The following is a 20,384-nucleotide window of genomic DNA, read 5'->3' on the forward strand; positions in this document are numbered from 1 at the left end:
AACCTATAGGTATAAGCAGTGAAACATTGGGTTTACAGGCCATACAACATGGAAAACGATTAAGCAAGGGCAAGAATCACACTCATCACTCATGGAAAAGAGGTTGTTGTTCATGTTCGAAGAGTTAAACGCATTTGCAGCTGTCGTGGAACAGTCCAGCCTGAACCGCGCATCCAAGTTACTGAACTTGTCCCAACCCGCACTCTCACGCAAAATTGCCAAATTAGAAGATGAACTCGGAGTTGCCCTGTTCCACCGCCGAGGTAAACGGCTAGAGTTAACCAGTGTGGGCCAGTTCGCCTATACGTTCGCTGTGGAACAGAAGCAGCAACAACAGAAATTTCTGACCATGCTGGCCCAGTATAAAGACGAAGAACAGAGCACCATTACACTTGGCGCCAGCCTGACGACGCTTCAAACCACATTACCACCTCTGGTTAATGCCTTTATGGAGAAACATCCGAATGCCGAACTGAAATTGTTGACGGGAAAAACGCATGAGATTGTCTCTTTTGTACGTGATAAAAAAGCCGATGTGGGCATTGTCGCCTCCTCCATTAGTGAAACAGGGCTGAACTGTGTGCCGCTCTTTGACGATCATCTGGAGCTGGTTGTGCCGCTTACGCACCCTTTGTCCGGCAAGGAAGCCGGGATGGAACACTTACAGGATCTGCCGATGATCACGTTCTCCAAAGGCACCTGGTACCGCAAATTAACGGACGACCTCTTCCAGCGCTGTGCCGTGATGCCGGATATTCGTATGGAGATTGATTCCTTCGAAGCGATCATCCGACTTCTGCCTTCCGCCAAAGCCGCTGCTCTATTGCCCAAGTCATACCTCCGTCCACAATTGCTCGCGGATAATGATCTGGTTTCTGTTCATTTGCCACAACTACAGCAGACCCGAAGAACTACCTGCATGATCTATGGGGAAAAAGAAGACCTCAGCGAGACCTCCAGACAATGGGTCAAGGAGACGGCTGCACTCTTTACAGCAAAGGCGCCGTTGCCCTCACGGAGGACCACGACGCCTTAGCCTTAATCTGATCAGCCAGGTTTCAACGCCTGGCTCCCATTTTAATTCATCTTAAGTTATCAGCTTTCCTGGCTGATAACCTCTTCTTCAAACCGGTCGATATCTGCATTATTACCAATAATGACCATGATATCCCCCATCTGAAGCGAATCCAGTGCCGTCGGAGCGATAATGACTCCGGCTTCTTTCTGTAACGCCACAATGCTACAACCAAAGCGTACGCGTGCATTCAGGGTCGAAAGGGTTTTATTGTGCAGACAGGCGGGAACCTTCATCTCGACAATACTGTAGTCATTGGATAGTTCAATGTAATCCAGCAAATTCGGGGTAACCAGCTGATGGGCAACCCGAATGCCCATATCCCGTTCAGGGTAGACGACACGATCGATCCCCAGCTTATCCAGCGCTCGTCCGTGAAGGACGGATATGGCCTTGGCCACGACGGTCTTGACGCCCAGCTCTTTTAACAGAATCGCAGTGAGAATGCTCGTTTGGATATCATCCCCGATGGCAACGATGCAGCAGTCAAAATTACGAATACCCAGGGAGCGCAGCACTTCCTCATCTGTGGCATCGGCTACAACGGCATGGGTGACCAGCTCACTCATGTCTTCGACGACTTCTTCATTTTTATCGATCCCGAGTACCTCGTAGCCGAGTTCCATTAATTCCTGTGCCAGACTGGAGCCAAAACGCCCAAGCCCAATCACCGCAAACTGCTGTGTTTTCATTGTTCTTCACGAACCCCTCATCCAAATCAATTTCATAACTCACTAAAAATGGATTCATCCAATAATCATTTTGCCTTCTGGATACCTGTATAACTCTTTACCCTTTTTCTGCCCAAGTGCATACGCTAATGTGATGGGTCCAAGCCTTCCTGCAAACATCGTAAAACAGATCAGGAGCTTTCCGATTGTAGTCAGCTTCAGCGTCAGTCCGAGCGATAATCCCACGGTGCCAAAGGCCGATGTCGTTTCAAATAAGATCATCATAAAACTGGCATCTTCTGTGGTACTCAGCGCCATCGTTACGGCTATGATGAACAAGAGTGCCAGCAATGTAATGGTAAGCGCCTTGAAAATCCGTTCCTGTACAAGCCGATAGCGGAAAAATACGATATCTTCACGTCCACGCATCATGGCGATGACTGCGCCAGCCATAATCATAAATGTCGTCGTTTTGATCCCGCCTCCGGTAGAACCCGGCGAAGCACCAATGAACATCAGAATGATCATAAAGAACTGCGTTGCCTGCCTGAGCCCGGCAATGTCTACCGTATTGGCCCCTGCTGTTCGCGGTGTAACCGACTGGAAGAAGGAACCGAGTATTTTTCCACCCCAGTTCAGACCACCCAGTGTCCGTGGATTGCTGAATTCAAATACGAAAATGACAAGTGCACCAAACACAATCAACAATCCAGTCATTAACAGCACAACTTTGGAGTGCAGAGACAGCTTCCGCGTTTTCCGGTAATCCACCAGATCAGACAGCACCACAAAACCGATGCCACCAGCGACAATCAGGAACATGGCTGTAAAATTTACCAACGGGTCATACACATATCCGGTCAAACTGCGGAAATCCCCAAACATATCAAAGCCCGCATTGTTGAACATGGAGATCGCATGCCAATAGCCATAATAAATCGCCTGTCCGATTGGCATTTCGAATGACCAGCGAATGGCAAAGAGCGTGCCACATATGCCTTCGAGAATGAGGGAGTAGATCACAACTTTACGAATCAGCCGAACGATGCCCTCCATCGTGCTCTGGTTCATCGCTTCCTGTAGAATCAGCCGCTCCCTAAGCGAGATTCGCCTTTTGAACGCAATGGCAACCAAAGTGGACATCGTCATGAAGCCCAGCCCGCCAATTTGAATCAGAATCGCGATCACAACCTGACCCAGCATCGAAAAATGAGTACCTGTATCGACCACAACCAAACCGGTGACACAGACGGCCGAAGTTGCCGTAAAGAGCGCATCAATAAATGCAAGGCTGTCACCGTTGCGGCTGGATGCAGGAAGCATTAATAGCAGCGTACCAACCAATATGATGCCAGCAAACCCTAACACAAGAATACGTGGTGGCGATAAACGCATCCATTGAACATTCAGTTTCATTTGAGTATCATCCACCTCTGCTAAAATGAAAATAACTCCACACCTCGTGGAGCCTTCTTCATCTGAAATGCTGTTTCCAAACGTTAAACATGTATGATTCAGATAAAAACGACATATATAATGAAGTTGGAATATAATCTATTCGTTCCCTTGTTGGGCGAAAGACATGCGAATCGTTGCACATTTGTTTCAAAATTATAAGCGCTGCAGGCGTTTGCAGACAAAACGTTTTTTGTGTAAATCGGATCGAATTCAGCCAAAAAGGGAAAAACTCAGATATGGCGACGGATGGATCAGATTCTTTCGATCCTTTTCATTCATTTTCAAGGATTTACACCTGTTTTCGTTACATGATTGGCATTCGATGCTTGCCCTGTGCTATGTTTACTTTAATATCCATATTAGATTAAGGAGGAACACCATTACATGAATCCCTTAGGGCAGCCTTTGCTACTCAAGGCTAACTTCAAGCGTCTGGGGTTGCTTGCGGCGATCGGCCTGATTCTATTTTTTGTATTTCAGATCTTTCCTGCAACCTCATCGCAAACAACAGAAATTACGTCTACGTCCTTCATAACCAAGGAGCAGGCGACGCAATCTGCACGATCATTCGCAGCTTCTGTGGGTGACTATACACTGCCAAATGATGCTGGAAACACCCTGGTAACCTACCAGACACATTCCGATATTTACGGGTATATGGCCAAAACGAAACAACTCGACGCCTATAACCAGAAATGGGAAACAGCCTATCCTTACGATGTGTACCGCGTTCGTTTGTCTGATCAGGACAAAGGCGGTTATCTTCATGTTGACGTACATATGAAAACAGGAAAAGTGGTCGGCTTCAAACGAGAACTTCCTTCTTCCCTCTATACCGCCATTGAGGCAGAACAAAGCACTGGGAAAGTGACCACATCGCAAGTGCTTGCCGAAGGCAATATGTCTCTGGACGAGAAAGAACAGCTTGCGGCTGGCGTGCTGGCCGAATTCGGTTATGAAGTGCCGACACTTCAACTGGATACTCGCGATGGTGAAGCGGGACTGAAGTATACAGATTCTGCAAAAGCCATTGGAGACTCCAAGCTTGAACTGAACTTTACGTTTGAAGAGGGTGCGGTACGATCGTTCGATCCTGGCTTCTCGGTCCCTGAATCCCATACCGATTATGTGAAAGCTCAGACGCGTCAAGCCAACTGGATGACCTATGGCGGCTATGCGTTCCTGACCCTTGTTCTGGGCGTGCTGGCCATTATCTATAGCATTCTGACCCGAACACATACGTCTTTCAAACGCGGGATCATTCTCTCAGTGGTGTATTTCGCAGCTTCGGTGATTGGCACGCTGAACATGATTCCTCTGCTCCAGGCACAGGGATTCTCCAACTTCATGTTAGCGTTCCTGATGTTATTTCAGATAGGCATTACACTGGTTATGAGTGCAACCATCTATCTATCCCTCGTTGCCGGTGACGGCATGTGGCGTAAAATCGGTCTGAACCCTTGGCCTCGTGCCAAAGAACCGGGATACGGAAAATATGTACTTCACAGTATGTATGCTGGTTACCTGTGGGCATTCATTCTACTGGGTGTGCAATCCATCCTTTTCTTCATTCTGGAGAAGAGCATTGGCACATGGTCAACGACGTCAGCAGATCAATCTACATTCAATATGACCTATGCCTGGCTCTTCCCGATTATGGCCTGGATGGCCGGTATTGGTGAAGAAGCCGTCTATCGACTGTTCGGCATTCGTATGATGCAGAAGATTGTGCGTAATACGTTTATCGCATGTCTGATCCCAACCATCATTTGGGCACTTGGACACACATTGTATCCAATCTATCCAGTAATCACACGTCCCATTGAACTGATGGTGATTGGATTACTATTCAGTCTAATCATGCTGCGTCACGGCTTCATTGCCGTTGTATTCGCCCATGTGATCTTCGACAGCTTACTGATGGGACTCAGCCTAATCTTTATGGGCGATGCCCTGAATATGGCTGCTGGACTCTTCTGGATCGTACTCCCGGCCATCGTTGGTTATGTGGTCTACAAATTCAATCCAAAACAAAAAGAGAAGCCGTATGTTACGACTCCTCATCCCGAAGTGCTGCAATAATCTGATTTGCCAACTTGTCACCAATAGATAGAGGCCGGAAGTCTTCGACGCTGGCCTCTTTTATTTTGCGTAAAGAGCCAAAATGCTTCAATAGCAGCTTACGCCGCTTCTCTCCGATCCCTGGAATCGCATCCAGACGTGACGTCACCATCGATTTACCCCGCTGCTCGCGGTGGAACGAGATCGCAAAACGGTGAACCTCTTCCTGTATCCGCTGCAACAGGTAGAATTCCTGACTATCCCGAGGCAGGGAGATGACTTCTGGTGGATTACCGATCATCAACTGTGAAGTCTTATGCTTCGCATCCTTCACCAGACCGCATACTGGAATATACAGTCCCAGCTCATTTTCCAAAATATCGACCGCAGCCGAGATCTGCCCTTTACCACCATCGACCACAATCAGGTCAGGCTGGGTCAGGTTTTCCTTCAATACCCGCTCGTAACGGCGACGGATGACTTCTCTCATCGTTTCATAATCATCCGGTCCTTCAACCGAACGGACCTTGTACTTCCGATATTCCTTCTTATCTGGTTTACCATCCGTAAATACGATCATGGCCGATACCGGGTTCGTTCCCTGGATGTTCGAGTTATCAAATGCTTCAATACGGCGAAGCTGGTCCAGTCCAATAAAGCGTCCCAGTCCTTCGGCAGCTTTGGATGTCCGTTCTTCATTACGCTCAATCAGACGGAACTTCTCTTCCAATGCCACACGTGCGTTATCCACGGCCATGGTGATCATCTGCCGCTTCAATCCACGTTGCGGAATGAGCACTTTAATCTCCAACCACTCCTGTAACGCAGCAGCAACCTGAGTTGGGTCTTCCAGTCCTGCTGGGAGCTTCTCAGCTGATTCAGTTGTATCCGTTATTGGAGCATTCTCTTGCATACTCTCAGGTTGATCACCTTCTGCTTCAGCTGAACTTCCGTATGCTTCACGAGTCTCGGCAACCAATGGCTGGGAAGCGATACTTTGTTCCACTTGTCCCGTCTGTTCGAATTCTACCGTAACAGCGGCAGGCACCGCTCCATCAGCATCAGATACCGTATTCGTACTGTCGTCACCCGTTGACATATCTTTGGGCATTTCCGGCAACAAAATCTCTTGAGGCAATGCCGGATTATCGCTGTAATACTGCGTCACATAGGACATAAAGTCACTGTACGCCTCACCGTAAAACGGGAAGGTGGAGACATGGCGTTCGATCATTTTACCCTGACGCATATATAGAATCTGGACACACATCCAGCCTTTATCAATGGCAAAACCAAATACATCACGGTCTCTGGCATCGGCCATCGTAATTTTCTGTTTTTCCATCATTGCATCAATGGCGATTACCTGGTCGCGCAATTCCTTGGCACGTTCAAAATAAAGGTCTTCTGCAGCTTCCTGCATCTTACGCTGCAAATCCTTCTTAATCTCTTCATGCCCACCGCTCAGAAATGAACCAATCTCTTGCGAAATCTGATCATACTGCTCTTTCTCCACTTCCTTCACGCAAGGGGCAAGACACTGTCCCATGTGATAATACAGGCACACTTCCTTGGGCATTACACCACATTTGCGCAGTGGATACATGCGGTCGAGCAGTTTTTTCGTTTGGTGTGCCGCATACGAGTTCGGATAAGGTCCGAAGTATTTGGCTTTATCTTTCAGCACGCGTCGGGTTACTTCCAGACGAGGGTGCTTTTCATTCGTAATTTTAAGATACGGGAATGTCTTGTCATCCTTGAGCAATACGTTATAACGCGGCATATGTTTCTTGATCAGGTTACACTCCAGAATGAGTGCTTCCATGTTACTGCCTGTCACGATATATTCAAAATCACGGATTTCGGACACCAGACGCTGGGTCTTTCCGTTATGACTGCCGATAAAATAAGAGCGTACGCGGTTTTTCAGCACTTTGGCTTTACCTACATATATAATGGTGCCTTCACTATTCTTCATCAGGTAACAACCAGACATGTCTGGCAATAAAGCGAGCTTGTGGCGAATCTGCTCCAATGCCTTCTCCTGATCCTGCAAATCATTGATGAATTGATCCATAATTCGGTGAATCCTCCTTCCCGAAAAAGCTGAAATCCTCACCTTACATGAGATACTCCGATGACATGTAAATTTCCAGTTTCATTTTATATAAATAGTATACTTTATATTGTCCTATATAAAGGTATTCGACGCAAAACGCCCCCGGCATGTAAACCGGAGGCGTATGTGTAAGCCTGTTAAATTATTGGTGTTTTGCAATGATTCCTTTGAGCGCATCTTTCGAATTCAGACCAACCACTTTATCTACCGGTTGACCGTCTTTGAAGAAGATCAAAGTTGGAATGCTCATTACGCCGAAGCGGGAAGCAGATTCCGGATTTTCATCCACGTTAACTTTAGCAATTTTCACTGCATCGCCAACTTCTGTGGACAGCTCTTCCAAGATTGGAGCGAGCATTTTACAAGGACCACACCAAGGCGCCCAGAAATCAACAAGAACCGTTCCTTCGCCTTCTACTTCAGCGTTGAAGGATTGATCGGATACGTTAACAATAGCCATGAAATTGTCCTCCTTATATATACTTACGGTTTATTTTAACCTGTAACGTCGTGAACGACACTTCCAGTATAACACAGGTACGTCAAACTTGTGAATTGAACGCTACAATGTTCATCTTCCCAACATCAAATCTTCACAATTACAGGATGTGGCATGCCAACTGCAAAATCTTTACAAACGCTTTCTTTTCCAAGTATACTAAAATTACTCCGGGTTTCAGCCCCCATACGGGCAAGCTGTCATTCCCTATAAGGAGGCAATAACATGGACGCAAATGTGCGGATCAGCGACCCGCGTGAACATGTGAACGAGGAACCCCGCAACGATCTGTTTGATCTGATCGTGGGTGTTGCCGGCATGGGCGGCCTGATGACAGTGATCTTTTTCGGTATGGTGATCTTCAAATTCATCACCGAATAGGATGCTCAGGCTCACGCAGGACCAGAAAAGCCCGGTTTTCGCGACAATGCGAAAGCCAGGCTTTTTTTGGGACTACTTTAAAGCTTATTTAACGTTAATTTGAAGATGAACCTTGTCCAGAACCATTTCGTTCATTTAGATCGGTTGGGTCAACGCTTGCCACGCTGATTCTCACCCCGAACGGAGATTACATCCACGAAAGGACGAATACGGTCCATTAGACGCTGACCTTTATTCATTTCCTCGCCATCCCGATTGGTAAAGCTAAGATGTTTTTCAAGCCCATCCAGATTGTAATTGGACGTATAGAACGTTGGTTTGCGATTCATCCGATAGTTCAGAATGGACCCCATCACATGATCTCGAACCCAAGGGTTCAGATTCTCTGCCCCAATATCATCAAAGATGAGCAGATCACAGCTTTTCAGAATATCCGTCATTTCCTTCAGCTTCTGCCCTTCACTGATCATGGATTTCAGGTCCTCCACAAAGTCAGGCATATAAATAATGACACCCGTGTGGCCTGCAACCGCCAGTTCATGCAGCAGATAACACATCAGAAACGTTTTACCTGTCCCGAATGTTCCTTCCAGAAACAGTCCTTGTGGAGACAGTCCGTTCTCCTTGGTCTCGCTAATATACCGAAGCACCTGATTCACAGCCGGAGCGCGCATCCGATCCTTGCCCATAATCTCCACATCGTTGTATCCGGCACTGAGCGCACGCTCATCCACATAGAAACTGCGAATTCGTTGCTTAATGATATGTTCATTTTGCCGGGCGATATGTTTGGAACAAGGTGCTTTTATATCTATGATTTCGGGTTTACCGTTAAAATGTTCTACTTCCAGTTTGCAAAAGTGGCCCTGAAAATCGTTAGGGCAGTTGTCGAGTCCTGGGCAATTCGCACAGTTCTTTGAGTCTTTGGCGTACTGAAACAGCTTGCTCAGATCGGTCATGAGCTGTGCATCTTGTAGTTCAGGATGACCTGCGCGGAATTCGCGTACGTACGGATTTTCCATCAATTCCGCCGCAATCCGCCGCGATTGCTCACGAAAGGCAGGGTTCAGCTGCTGAAGCAGTCCTCCCAAGGATTCCATGGCTTCAAGCCCCCTTAATGTTTCAATATAGAATGAACAATGAAGTGTACCTGTGACCATCTTGATGGCATAGGAACTTTCGATTATTTGCAATTCTACTGTTCATTCTATAGAAAAACAACCAATAACTCAACTCATAGATCTGGTAAATAGCGTAACCCTTCCACCACCGTACGTAATGCCTAGTTTATAGTACACTTGCTGTCCTGTACCTTTTAGTGCGTGTTCAAAAGTCTGTTTTTCGACTTTTTGAACAACCTCTATCAGCGGCGCAAGCCGACAGTAACGATCTCGCATGAACCTGTCTGTATGTTCCATTCGTTGTTGGCAAATGATAATGTTGATGCCTCTTCTATGCTGTGAGAATGAAGCCTTTCGCCCTCTTCCTCCAATATGTTGCTCTTGTACGCCGTTTCGAATGGCTGTGGATTCGCTTGCGATGCGGCAAGTTTCAACGTGGCAGAGTCAGTGGTCATATTGAACCAGCGAAGCATCACATCACCAGAATCTTCATTTACTTTGAGTGAAGAAAATGCTAAGCCGTCCCCTTGCCATGCAAACGGTGTGTTGCTAGGTGTCAGATAACCCGTGTGTACTTCGGTTTGTGCCAGCGTCCAAGGAACCTGGAACTGATAGGCCTCGATATATGCACCTGATGCTGCACCATTGCCATCGTGGGGAATGATCTCGATTTTAAATGTATGTTCACCAAGGCATTGTGCTTCCGGTGTCGGGAACAAGCCCCAGTCTCCGAGTTCGCCCACCGCACGAAGCAGCGTTACGGCGATGGTGTTTCGTCCATCTTGAAGCACTTCATATTCATTCAGACCCAGATTGGCTATGACCAATCCTGCGTTTTGTTCACTTACATCTACAAAACTCTGTTGATGCTGTGTATTGCTTGGATTTTGCCACTCCGGTGCAGGCTTGTTATCACGCGTTGCGATTTCGAACATGGAATCCACATGATGAACCCCAGATACCAGATCGGTTGGGAAAAGAGCACGTACCCGGTGATCCTTCGCCTGATTGTTGAAGGTTGTTTCTATTTGCACGCCTTTTCCACTACGACTAAGCGATACAACCGTGCGGATCTGGAGCGGAATCATTTTCGTTGAACGCTGGGCTTTGCGATGTGGATAATAAATCAGTTCCCGTTGTTCCTGATCCAGCATCTCATCCGCTGACTCCGGTATTTCCCAATGGTGAATCACTTCGAACGAGGCAGAGTACGATGTATCCTCAAGAACCCGAATGTCAGCTTGAAGTGCCCCAGTTGTCCGTGCCACTTCGTTCTCTGGTTGCTTGAACATGTATTCATTACCGATATCACCCACATTTTCGTACACCCCAAGGTCCTTATAAGTCCGACCTGTTCGTTTATCCGTGATTGTGAATGAACCGTTGTCTGCAATCGTGAGGATCAAATATTGATTCTCCATGCCACGTTCACCACGCAACAAGGTATTTATTTTCGGTTGAGAGCCACTCTTGGCATGATCCACTGAGTTCACCAAAGCATAAGTCTTCAAGCCCAACGCAGCTACATTCTCTGTTTCAAAACGAATACGAACGCGCCGACAGCTATACGGCTGACGGAAGCGATCATCTGGCAGATCATAGCCAAATTGCAGACCCAGATCCTCCACCGTACATGGAATGTGGTTACCATTTTCATCTACCAGTATGCGATCTGACAGGTCAACGGCTTTCATCTGTGCCGCCATTTCCTCCAATGTATATCCATCCCGGAAATACAACCGAGCCGCGTCCAGTTCCATCTGAACTACACCGCTACGTTCCCACCCCGTTGTATTAAACACCACAACAGGTCGAGCCTGCTCGCCGTAACGCTCAAATATGGAGGTATCGACAGCTGTAGTAATCTGGCTGGTGCTCTCTTCAATTAAAGCCTCTGCTACATGACGGCTCTTATCAAACCGTGTCACCATCTCGCGGTGCACCTCATCCACACTGCATCCACAGATGCTGTCATGCGGGTGATTTTGCATCAGCGTTTTCCAGGCATACGTCAGTTGATCATGTGGATAGGCATGTCCAAGCAGATAGGCGTAGGATGCCAGGGGTTCAGCCACTTTTTCCAGCATAGTCTGGCCCAGCTGGTTCATCTGTTTCAGATACACACGAGCCGAGGCGGTGTTCACCAGAGTTCCCCAGCCATCGGTACGCTGACTGCGCAGTTCGCCTTTGACCGTGGACAGTTCATGTTCAGACGATGCTCTCAAAGCTTCCAGATAATCCGGAAAGTTGGAGTGAATGAACTCGATATCGGGATGTAATTGTTCAGCCATGCGAATCGCTTCTGGCAGATCTCGCTGAATCGGCTGGTGATCACATCCGTTCATGTACAACAACTCATTGGTCGATGCATATTTCTCGGCATCTGCAAGCTTGGTTTCCCAGAACTTGCGGGCCGATTCCTCGTCTACAGGAACTTCATTTCCGTTGGAGTACCAGTTGGCAAACAATACGCCGAGCACTTTTGATCCGTCTGGTCCTTCCCACATCAGCTCCGAGAAGCTTGATTCATATCCGGCATCCGATACCGTATTATTGAAGCCCGTAGGCTTCACACCACGTCCAAAGAATACATTATCAATGCCCGATTGCTGCATCAGTTGCGGGGTCTGTCCGACCAATCCAAATGTATCGGGAAAGTAACCAATTTTCGAAGGGATGCCGTAACGCTTGGCGTCTTTATGTCCAACCTGCATGTTACGCACATTGGCTTCGCCACTCGTCAGAAACGCATCCTGCAAAATGTACCATGGCCCAATCACAATCCGGCCATTACGGATATGTTTCTCCAGTCGTTCCTTCTGCTCCGGGCGAACCTGAAGATAGTCATCGATAATAATCGTCTGTCCATCCAAATAAAAGCTTTTGTAATCTGATCCTTCATCCAGCTGATCTAACAGTGAATCGACGAGCTGAATAAGACGCATATGATGCTTCTCATACGGCAAATACCATTCCCGATCCCAGTGGGTATGTGAAATGATGTGTGCTCTCTTCTTCTTGGTCATCGTGTTATCTCACCTCTTTCCTCTTGTTGTATAATCTCAACCTCATCAGGGCGATACACGCCATTCAGCTCTCCAGAAGCATCCGTGGCAAACAGCACCGAACGATTTTTCTCCAGTTGGAACGCATACGATACACCTGTACGTTGATCTCTCACGTGAACCTCATGGTTCAAGGCAAACTCCGATACGAATACATAGAGATTCCCTTTTGGAAAACTCAGCTTCCGCCCGTAGATTCCTGCAACATCCCCGCCAGATATCCATTCCAACTCCTGTTCGATGCCAGCAATCTCAGTAGCGTAACGATATAATTCAGCAAGTGGTTCATCGCGTCCGTTTAACTCGAGCGGCAGTGGGGTCCAGATTAATTTTCCTTTACCCAAAGGCAATACGGTTACTTCATCTGGTGTACCATTATCCCTGTGAAGTAAAGTTTCCTTCGCCACCTCGGCGATACGACGCCGTCCATAGGTCACTCGATGATTCACTCCGTTAATATTCAGCAATTCCTCCCGCTGCACGTTACCCAGACTGCGTTTGCCTACGATATGATCGGCCCGGTCACTTGTTTTCCAGTATGCGTCTAGTCCCAGTGGTCCAGTGATGAGCAGACTTGTACCTTCCTTCTCCGCAAACGTGAGCAATTGTTGTAGTGCATCGCTGTCCATATTGTGCGGACTCGGTACGATAATCAGCTTCGGCGGCTGCTGCTCCAACGCTTCCAGATGATATTCGGATAACGCACGGAACGGCAGTTTCAGATCATAGGACATCACCCGAGTAAGCTTCGTTGTGGCATCATAGGCCAGGGCACGGTTGGAGAAGTCATTGGAATACGGGAACACCACTGCAATATCCTCGAGCTCACGGTCTTCAAAGAGATCTCGAATGCCATGCATGAATCGGCCAAAATCATAAGATACATCTGCCTCTGGCTTCTCCGTACCATCTGCACGCAGGGCTCCGATATGAGACTCATTGGCATTATCCATATAGAAGTTGGTATTCCATATCCATTGCACCGCCCCTGCGCCGCCTGTCGAGAAAGCATAGGCGTACTTGCGTTCGAGAATGCCACGAAGCTCTTCCTCCGTTCGCTTAGCTCGTCCATCCGGGGTTTCCACATACATGATGCCCGTCTCCTGAATGAGATTTGGCTTATGTGGGGTTTTGGTGAAAATGCCGTCCCAGATCAGATCATCGTTTAACCACCAGGAATGCACGGTTGTATAATCCACTTCACGTTCATAGAAGAACGGAGAAGGACGCTGTGCACCAAGGGCTTCGTCCTGTCCCACGGTGACCAGATGATCCGGTACCAGATCCTTGATCGTACCTACAAGCTCTCTTGCCCAAACATTGTGCATCTCCATGGAGAAAAGACAGTAATCAAGCCAGTGTGTTCCTTTTTTGGCCTTGTGCATGTCCTGTACATCAAAGTTAATCTCTTCCGCCTCCGGGATCACCGCGGCTGCAAAATTGGGGAGCTGCTTCGGTGACATGTTCCATGCCTCCTGCAACGCCTCAATAGTCTCATGACGCTGCTGAAGCCAATTAACAAAAGCCTGCTGTTCATACAAATCCCTTGCGGAACGTGGGCCAGCTGAGAAGATTCGCACCGGATCAAACATAGATGGCTCGTTAATCAGATCCCAGTCCACATGTGTTGTATGCGTGTGACGACTGACGATGCTGCGGATGAAACGTTTCTGTGCTTCGACACTCTGCGGGTCCAAATACGGATTCGTGCCTTCCCATGTCTCTGGTGTAAAGGAGAAGAAAGTGAACGTGACCTGTAAGCCGTGGCGTTTCGCCGTTAAAATAAATGCATCAATGGCACGAAGCACATCCTCTGCCATATGTCCGTCCACCTGCATCATGTTGCGATAGGCGGTCCAGATTCCTGTCCGAATCCAGTTGATGCCGGCTTTTGCCATCTGGGCCATGTCTCGATCCCAAACATCCGCATTCGGCAGAAACAGAAATTTCCGTGCCACATCGGAGGTCATGTAGGTCATGCCCACAACAGGGAGAGGGCGTCCGTCTTTTACAAAATAATCCCTGCTGCGGGTAATCACTTCCCCTTCTGCCAGCAGTGCAGCATCCTGCCCCCAGAAGCCTTGACGCAAGATTCGAACTTGCCCGTCTGGTGCCTGTGCGCGGCATACGATCCGATACAGCCCACTTTCAATGGAAACCGGGAGAAGTATACGTTCGAAACGCTGCTCACCGGAAAGTTCCATCTCCAGTCGATGGCTCCATACCTTCTCCGTCGTGCCACTTGTGCGATCTTCATGCTCGACTGTTATGTCGAATGCCCACAGCTCGGACTCGGTAAGTCTGTTCCCTGCTCGCTGTAAAATCTGGCCTTGAAGTGTGAGTATAGCCCGCTCATCTGGCTCATACGAAGCATAATTCGTTTTGAGGGATAACTCAGTTACACCTTGCGCACAGAATTGCGCCCATTTCACAATCTCGGCAGCGCCATCCTGCGTCCAGAATGAGGTGGTCAGCGGCAGATGTACAAACATCCAGCGTGAACCTACGAAAGTCCCGCGCGAGTTTTCCCACAGAACGACCGGAGCGGCGACACTGCGCCCGTCTTTACTCATGCCACGAAGCAATGGATAAATCTGCGTACTCATCGGTCCTGATGACCCCATCTGGTGGGGCAGATCACTTGTTTTGGTTGTATGTGGAACCAAATTCCATGTATCTGCCTTCTCGAACAGCCCCTCTTTCCCAGTGAGAAGCGGGATCTGTTCGGATGAAGTGTACGATTGCACATTGGCAGAAGATACGTTCAGTGCCTCATGAATATAGAGTTCCTGATGATACGCGGTCTGCTCGGACTCTACAACCCATGCCCCATTTTCATATCGAACCGGACGTTTGAAGGGTGCGCCCCCCACACTGATCAGGCTTCCGCCCTTATGCAAGTAAGCGGCAATCTCCGTCCAGGCGAACTTGGGAAAATAGGGTGCATGCAGATTGACCAGACATCCTTCACCTGCTGTGGTCTTCAAAGCCTCTGCGAGTTCTTCGGCGTTTACAACGGTGATCTCTTCAACTGCTTTCCATGTATTCAGAGCCTCATGAGTTGGAGAAGCACCTTCCATCGGAAACGCAGGATCAGCGAAGATAATCAGCTTTTTATCATTAGGTTGGATACTCATAACAGGCCATCCTTCATCGATCTGTAGACCAACTGGGAGAACAGGCTGTTGGACCATGCAAACCATTTTCGTGTAAAAATCGTTGGATCATCGGCGTGGAAGCCTTCATGCATATAACCCGTATCTGCATCTGTCGCTTCGAGCATGCGAATAATCTCCAGTTTCTCCTCGGCAGACTGCGCAGTCAGTCCTTGCATGGACAATCCCATATGCCAGATGTAATCTGGTGGGGTGTGCGGACTTCCAATCCCTTTGGCAACCTTGCCTTCATAATAGAACGGGTTCTCTTTGCTCAGGGCAAAACGGCGCGTATTCTGGTAGATCGGATCATCCGCTGTGACGTAACCCAGATATGGGATGGACATGAGTCCCGGTGTACCCGCATCGTCCATGAGACAGTGGTTGCCATAACCGTCCGTCTCGTACGCATAGATCGGTCCAAATTCCGGATGACGATAAATACCATACAACTGAATGCCGTGATCCACGTCCTGCTCCAGATCCTTCAATTCCTGCAAAAGTTCCATATCCCGGAACACCCACTCGGCAAACTCCTGCATCTGGCGCAGAGCGACAACCGCGAACATGTTACCAGGGATATTGTAGTGGAAATCACACGCATCATCACTGGAACGGAAACCGGACCAGATCATCCCCGTGTAGTTGACTGGCATACCTTTTCCGTGATTGCGCAGGGAATCTGTTGGGATACCGTTATTACGAGTGAAGCGATATGGAGATTGTTCCATGTGATGCTGTTCGACTTTGAACAGGTCCACAATTTTACGCATCGCTGCTTTGAAGCTTGAATCAAAAATGTCGGTCAGCTCGGTTTCCTTCCAATATAAATAGACCAGGCGTACAACAAAACATAATGAATCGATCTCGAATTTGCGTTCCCACACCCAAGGTGACATCTCGGTTTCGTCCGTGGTGTTCCAATGCCAGTCGTTAGCAGTCTCATTGAAGGCATTGGCATATGGATCGATGTGAACATACTGGATATGACGTTTGATCAGCCCGCCAATAATGCGCTGCAGGTCCTTGTCTTCTTTTGCAAACGGAATGTAGTGTACCACCTGCTCCACAGAATCACGCAGCCAAGAAGCCGGAATATCTCCTGTGATGACAAAAGTGGTGCCGTCCTCCATCAACTTGGTTGTTGTTTCAATGGTGTTGGGGAAGCAGTTTTTGAATAATTGCAGCAGTTTTGGTCGGTGAGCCAGTTTCTGTTCTGCTTCTTCGAGCACGGCCTGAATGGATTGTGGCAAAGCAACAGGTGGCATGGGTATTTTGGGTAATCTAAACTGTTCCATGGATGAGTGCAACTCCTTAAACAAATTGAATGGTGTAGCTATACAGGATGAAACAAAAAATTTACACGGGACCACTGCGCGGTCAGAAATATCCTCCGATCGCTGTTATCCCCAGATTTTTTTAATTCCCTTTTCTAAAGGGGAAAATCCGGGGATAAAGGCGAACGCTTCGCTTCTTCGAATTCTTTCTGTCCTCTCCGTTATCGTGTAAATGTTTAGTTGAACATGTATAGCTCAAAAATATTTCAAAAAGGTTTACCGCAGTAGCACGGTTTGTATTTCGTAAGGTTTAAAAGATAATGTGATCTGGCCATTGGTATGGGCCAGTGGTTTGATCGGTTCTTCCAGTGCGTTGGAGTGATACGCCTGTTCAAAGGCATGTGGCCATTGCAATGTGATTTTTTCGCGTTTTCCTGACGATTCATAGAAACGCAGCACGGTGCCTTGTCCATCCTCTGCCAATTTGACGGTATCTAGAATGACATGGTTACTATTAAAGTTAATCCAGGAGCCTGTTGCTGGGCGTACAGGGGCGGCATTAGCAGTTGCATCTGCGGTTGGAGTTACCTCAGTCCCTGTGCTTTGCTGTACTTCTTCCCTCTGCTGTACCTGCTCCATCTGCTGCTCTTGTTGTACCTGCTGCGTCTGTTGCACTTGTTTCACCTGCTGTACCGTCACCTCATGATTCAGCTCGGTAGCCTGACGTACGGTGTGTGCAGTTCTCCAGTCGCCGTCGTGTGGGTATAGTGAATACGTGAATTCATGTTCTCCCAGATCGGCTGTACGATCAGGCCATTTGGGTGCACGCAACAGGGACAAACGAATGGTACTTCCCTGCACGTCGTACCCGTATTTGCAATCATTGAGCAGGCTTACACCGTATCCATATTCGGATACATCTGCAAAGCGATGTCCACAGACTTCATACTGCGCTTGTTCCCAGCTTGTGTTGCGATGTGTTGGGCGTTCCAGTGCGCCAAATGGAATTTCAAATGTTGCCTTGGAGGTCACCACATCAATCGGGAAACCAACTTTCAGAAGTTTGTGATTTTCGTTCCAGTTCACCTGTGTCTGGAAGTCGATACGTCGTGAATCATGATAAAAGACGATATCTTGTGTGATTTCCGATTGATGTAGCTTCCAATGGAAACGCAGGATATCCTTCGTTGTACCCGCCAGCACCAGCTTTTTCTCCAACAGTTCCACTTCGCCAGCAATCTGTTCTTCATAACGACTGTCGATATCCCATGCATCCCAGAGCGTTGGGCGATCATGGAAGAAGTGAAGTTGATTGCCACGTTCACCCGGCTTCAGCATCTCACGCTCAGCAGTCTTATCCCACAGGCGGGTGATCTCCCCGCGCTCGTTGAACTGTACATGATAAAGAGCGGTATCCCATGTATTATTAAAGGTTGGTTGTGCGGCAAGGTTCGTCATTTCCCGTATATTCGTTTCCCTGGTGTTTTCTGGTACTAGCCAAATGGTCTTATATCCAAACGCCGGAATGTCTGTCACGAGAATAGACATGCTGCCATCCTCCCGATCCATCCGCAAGCGCTGACCTTTTTCATCGATGCCGTAGCGATCCAAGCCATCCTGCACAGGAAGTTGAACGACTGCACTCCGTTTCCAGCCCAGGCTGTTGAATACAACATAGGCCACTGAACCTTCTGGCCCTTGCGTGTTGATGCCCGTTGTCAGTGTTGCTACACCTTGCTCCAGTCCGGTTCTACCCAATTCAAATACCTGTATATATTCCTCATTCGAAGTCACGTAGGATTCCGTAATAGCCGATCCCGGTATAATATCGTGGAATTGATTCAGCAAAATCAGCTTCCAGCCTTCATGCAGATTCGAACGCACTTCAGCTTCTGCATCTGCCTCCATATCTGGCAGAGCGAGTGTGTTCCACAGCTCAGCTTCTCGATACAGAACCTCTGCTTTCCGGTTGTTGCGCTTATTGCGCGCATGTGTCGTGTAGGTTCCCCGATGTAACTCCAGATACAGATCTCCATGCCACTTCGGAAGTACAGGCTGTTCCTTCTCAATTCCGGCAAAGAAAGCTCCAGCTGTGCTATAACGACTTGCAGGCTGTCCAACCATCAGGTCTGCGCGATCCACATACTCCAGCATCTCGCGTGTTACCCCGCCGCCGCCATCTCCATGTCCGTACAGAAGCATATGCTCTGGATGCGCTGCTTTCTCACGATAGGACTGCCAATGATCATGAATGTCCTTCGGCAGCGTGTGCTCGTTAACACCATGATTGAGGTAAGACAGAATGGGTGTTCCATCAATGCCCACCCAGTGGAAGAGATCGTATGGAAACACATTTGTGTCATTCCATCCGAGCTTTGTCGTCATGAAATACTCCACATTGCCATGCTTCAAAATCTGCGGCAGGGAGGCACAGTACCCGAACGTATCCGGCAGCCATTCAATTTGTGATGTCTTGCCAAACTCCTCCATATAGAAACGCTGACCGTATAACATCTGGCGAATGAGGGACTCCCCGCTCGGGATGTTCAGATCCGGCTCAACCCACATGCCGCCAACCAGCTCCCAGCGACCTTCTGAAATCCGCTGCTTCACCCGTGCATATAGCTCGGGATCATGCTCCTTCAGAAACGCATATAACAAGGGTTGGCTCTGGGAATAGACATAGTCGGGATATTCATTCATAAGTGCATCCACGGTGGAGAAGGTACGGCTCGTTTTGCGTACCGTCTCACGTACAGGCCACAGCCAGGCAATATCGATATGGGATTGTCCCACCATATGCTCCAGACCTTCTGCGTTTCCGCCAATCTCACGCACATGATGCTTCAGATTATTCTCAATCTGGCGAATACCCTCTCCCTGCTCAATCTCTTCTGCTGACATGCCTACAAATTGATCCATCGCACGATACACCAGTTCTAACAGGCGAACCCGCCGAAAGTCACTTTCCGGTAGCAACACAGCCGAATCACGCACAATAATGACGGTATACATCAGACTACGAACCGCTTCATTGGGTCTCACCAGCAAGCTCGTAATTGATGTGATTGGCGGCTGAATAACCGCCTGTTGATTCAACGGGTCTACAGGTTCAGGTACCGGGTCAAACATCTCAATCTCAAGTTCCGGAGCGTTTCCCACTTTGGATGGATCAAGCGTGACGTAGGTATGATTGCGGTCTAGACCCTGATAAGAGTGTCCATTTACCCGCAGCAAACCTTCTCCGCCTGTCTCAAATACAAGCCCATAAGGTGTTTGCTGCCATGTAGCAGGAATCTCCAAACGTGTTCTAAAAAAATAAGTCGTTCCCTGTTTGCTCGGAAAACGCTCAAAATCTTGCCCTTCCGGGTACTCACCCTGATCCTCATACTGTCCTGGCACATTATAATAAGCGCGGGTAATGTCCCAGCTGCGCAGCTGTAATTGCTCCAGCCACTGATGTTCGGACAACTCGCGAATAAATCGTCTGATACGTTCCAAC

General features: G+C 48.2%; 12 protein-coding genes. 3 read left to right on the top strand and 9 right to left on the bottom strand.

Annotated elements, in window-relative coordinates; translation table 11 throughout:
* Positions 1-112 precede the first annotated feature (112 nt).
* The gene (locus tag MHI06_RS24030; protein ID WP_340399343.1) at positions 113-1,036 is read left to right on the top strand and encodes a LysR family transcriptional regulator; all 924 of its coding nucleotides are present in this window, start codon (positions 113-115) and stop codon (positions 1,034-1,036) included.
* Positions 1,037-1,095: 59 nt separating this feature from the next.
* On the opposite strand, the gene MHI06_RS24035 is transcribed toward MHI06_RS24030, so the two are convergent.
* Together MHI06_RS24035 and MHI06_RS24040 are read right to left on the bottom strand one after the other, a co-directional pair.
* Positions 1,096-1,767 (bottom strand): TrkA family potassium uptake protein, encoded by a 672-nt coding sequence (locus MHI06_RS24035; RefSeq protein ID WP_074096339.1) that lies wholly within the window; start codon positions 1,765-1,767, stop codon positions 1,096-1,098.
* A gap of 54 nt (positions 1,768-1,821) precedes the next feature.
* The gene (locus tag MHI06_RS24040; protein ID WP_340399344.1) at positions 1,822-3,162 is read right to left on the bottom strand and encodes a TrkH family potassium uptake protein; all 1,341 of its coding nucleotides are present in this window, start codon (positions 3,160-3,162) and stop codon (positions 1,822-1,824) included.
* 426 nt (positions 3,163-3,588) lie between these two features.
* Here MHI06_RS24040 and MHI06_RS24045 point away from each other — a divergent pair, with 426 nt between their 5' ends.
* A complete protein-coding gene (locus MHI06_RS24045; RefSeq protein ID WP_340399345.1) occupies positions 3,589-5,286 on the top strand; it encodes a type II CAAX endopeptidase family protein in 1,698 nt (565 codons plus the stop codon).
* Here the strand turns inward: MHI06_RS24045 and uvrC are convergent.
* Together uvrC and trxA are read right to left on the bottom strand one after the other, a co-directional pair.
* Positions 5,255-7,342 (bottom strand): excinuclease ABC subunit UvrC, encoded by a 2,088-nt coding sequence (gene uvrC, locus MHI06_RS24050; protein WP_169480602.1) that lies wholly within the window; start codon positions 7,340-7,342, stop codon positions 5,255-5,257. The genes MHI06_RS24045 and uvrC overlap by 32 nt on opposite strands.
* Before the next feature lie 184 nt (positions 7,343-7,526).
* Positions 7,527-7,844: a thioredoxin gene (gene trxA / locus MHI06_RS24055; protein WP_017692451.1), complete on the bottom strand. Its 318-nt coding sequence runs from the start codon at positions 7,842-7,844 to the stop codon at positions 7,527-7,529.
* Between the two features lie 264 nt (positions 7,845-8,108).
* Here trxA and MHI06_RS24060 point away from each other — a divergent pair, with 264 nt between their 5' ends.
* Positions 8,109-8,264 (top strand): YqzM family protein, encoded by a 156-nt coding sequence (locus MHI06_RS24060; protein WP_139331949.1) that lies wholly within the window; start codon positions 8,109-8,111, stop codon positions 8,262-8,264.
* Between the two features lie 149 nt (positions 8,265-8,413).
* On the opposite strand, the gene dnaI is transcribed toward MHI06_RS24060, so the two are convergent.
* From dnaI to MHI06_RS24085, 5 genes are all read right to left on the bottom strand, one after another.
* Positions 8,414-9,364, bottom strand: a complete 951-nt coding sequence (gene dnaI, locus MHI06_RS24065; protein WP_036605787.1) for a primosomal protein DnaI — start codon at positions 9,362-9,364, stop codon at positions 8,414-8,416.
* Positions 9,365-9,627: 263 nt separating this feature from the next.
* Positions 9,628-12,411: an alpha-mannosidase gene (locus tag MHI06_RS24070; RefSeq protein ID WP_340399346.1), complete on the bottom strand. Its 2,784-nt coding sequence runs from the start codon at positions 12,409-12,411 to the stop codon at positions 9,628-9,630.
* Positions 12,408-15,587 (bottom strand): beta-galactosidase, encoded by a 3,180-nt coding sequence (locus MHI06_RS24075; protein WP_340399347.1) that lies wholly within the window; start codon positions 15,585-15,587, stop codon positions 12,408-12,410. Before MHI06_RS24075 ends, MHI06_RS24070 begins: the two co-directional genes overlap by 4 nt.
* Positions 15,584-16,903, bottom strand: a complete 1,320-nt coding sequence (locus MHI06_RS24080; RefSeq protein WP_340399348.1) for a glycoside hydrolase family 125 protein — start codon at positions 16,901-16,903, stop codon at positions 15,584-15,586. Before MHI06_RS24080 ends, MHI06_RS24075 begins: the two co-directional genes overlap by 4 nt.
* Positions 16,904-17,158: 255 nt before the next feature.
* The gene (locus MHI06_RS24085; RefSeq protein ID WP_340399349.1) at positions 17,159-20,383 is read right to left on the bottom strand and encodes an alpha-mannosidase; all 3,225 of its coding nucleotides are present in this window, start codon (positions 20,381-20,383) and stop codon (positions 17,159-17,161) included.
* Between the last annotated feature and the right edge of the window lies 1 nt (position 20,384).

Source organism: Paenibacillus sp. FSL H8-0079 (genome assembly GCF_037991315.1).
Classification (GTDB): domain Bacteria; phylum Bacillota; class Bacilli; order Paenibacillales; family Paenibacillaceae; genus Paenibacillus.

Excerpts from the sequence above, each read along its gene's own strand:
- MHI06_RS24040 (WP_340399344.1), bottom strand. The coding sequence starts at position 3,162 with ATGAAACTGAATGTTCAATGGATGCGTTTATCGCCACCACGTATTCTT.
- MHI06_RS24030 (WP_340399343.1), top strand. The coding sequence starts at position 113 with ATGTTCGAAGAGTTAAACGCATTTGCAGCTGTCGTGGAACAGTCCAGC.
- dnaI (WP_036605787.1), bottom strand. The coding sequence starts at position 9,364 with ATGGAATCCTTGGGAGGACTGCTTCAGCAGCTGAACCCTGCCTTTCGT.
- MHI06_RS24080 (WP_340399348.1), bottom strand. The coding sequence starts at position 16,903 with ATGGAACAGTTTAGATTACCCAAAATACCCATGCCACCTGTTGCTTTG.
- MHI06_RS24060 (WP_139331949.1), top strand. The coding sequence starts at position 8,109 with ATGGACGCAAATGTGCGGATCAGCGACCCGCGTGAACATGTGAACGAG.
- MHI06_RS24045 (WP_340399345.1), top strand. The coding sequence starts at position 3,589 with ATGAATCCCTTAGGGCAGCCTTTGCTACTCAAGGCTAACTTCAAGCGT.
- MHI06_RS24035 (WP_074096339.1), bottom strand. The coding sequence starts at position 1,767 with ATGAAAACACAGCAGTTTGCGGTGATTGGGCTTGGGCGTTTTGGCTCC.
- trxA (WP_017692451.1), bottom strand. The coding sequence starts at position 7,844 with ATGGCTATTGTTAACGTATCCGATCAATCCTTCAACGCTGAAGTAGAA.
- uvrC (WP_169480602.1), bottom strand. The coding sequence starts at position 7,342 with ATGGATCAATTCATCAATGATTTGCAGGATCAGGAGAAGGCATTGGAG.
- MHI06_RS24075 (WP_340399347.1), bottom strand. The coding sequence starts at position 15,587 with ATGAGTATCCAACCTAATGATAAAAAGCTGATTATCTTCGCTGATCCT.
- MHI06_RS24070 (WP_340399346.1), bottom strand. The coding sequence starts at position 12,411 with ATGACCAAGAAGAAGAGAGCACACATCATTTCACATACCCACTGGGAT.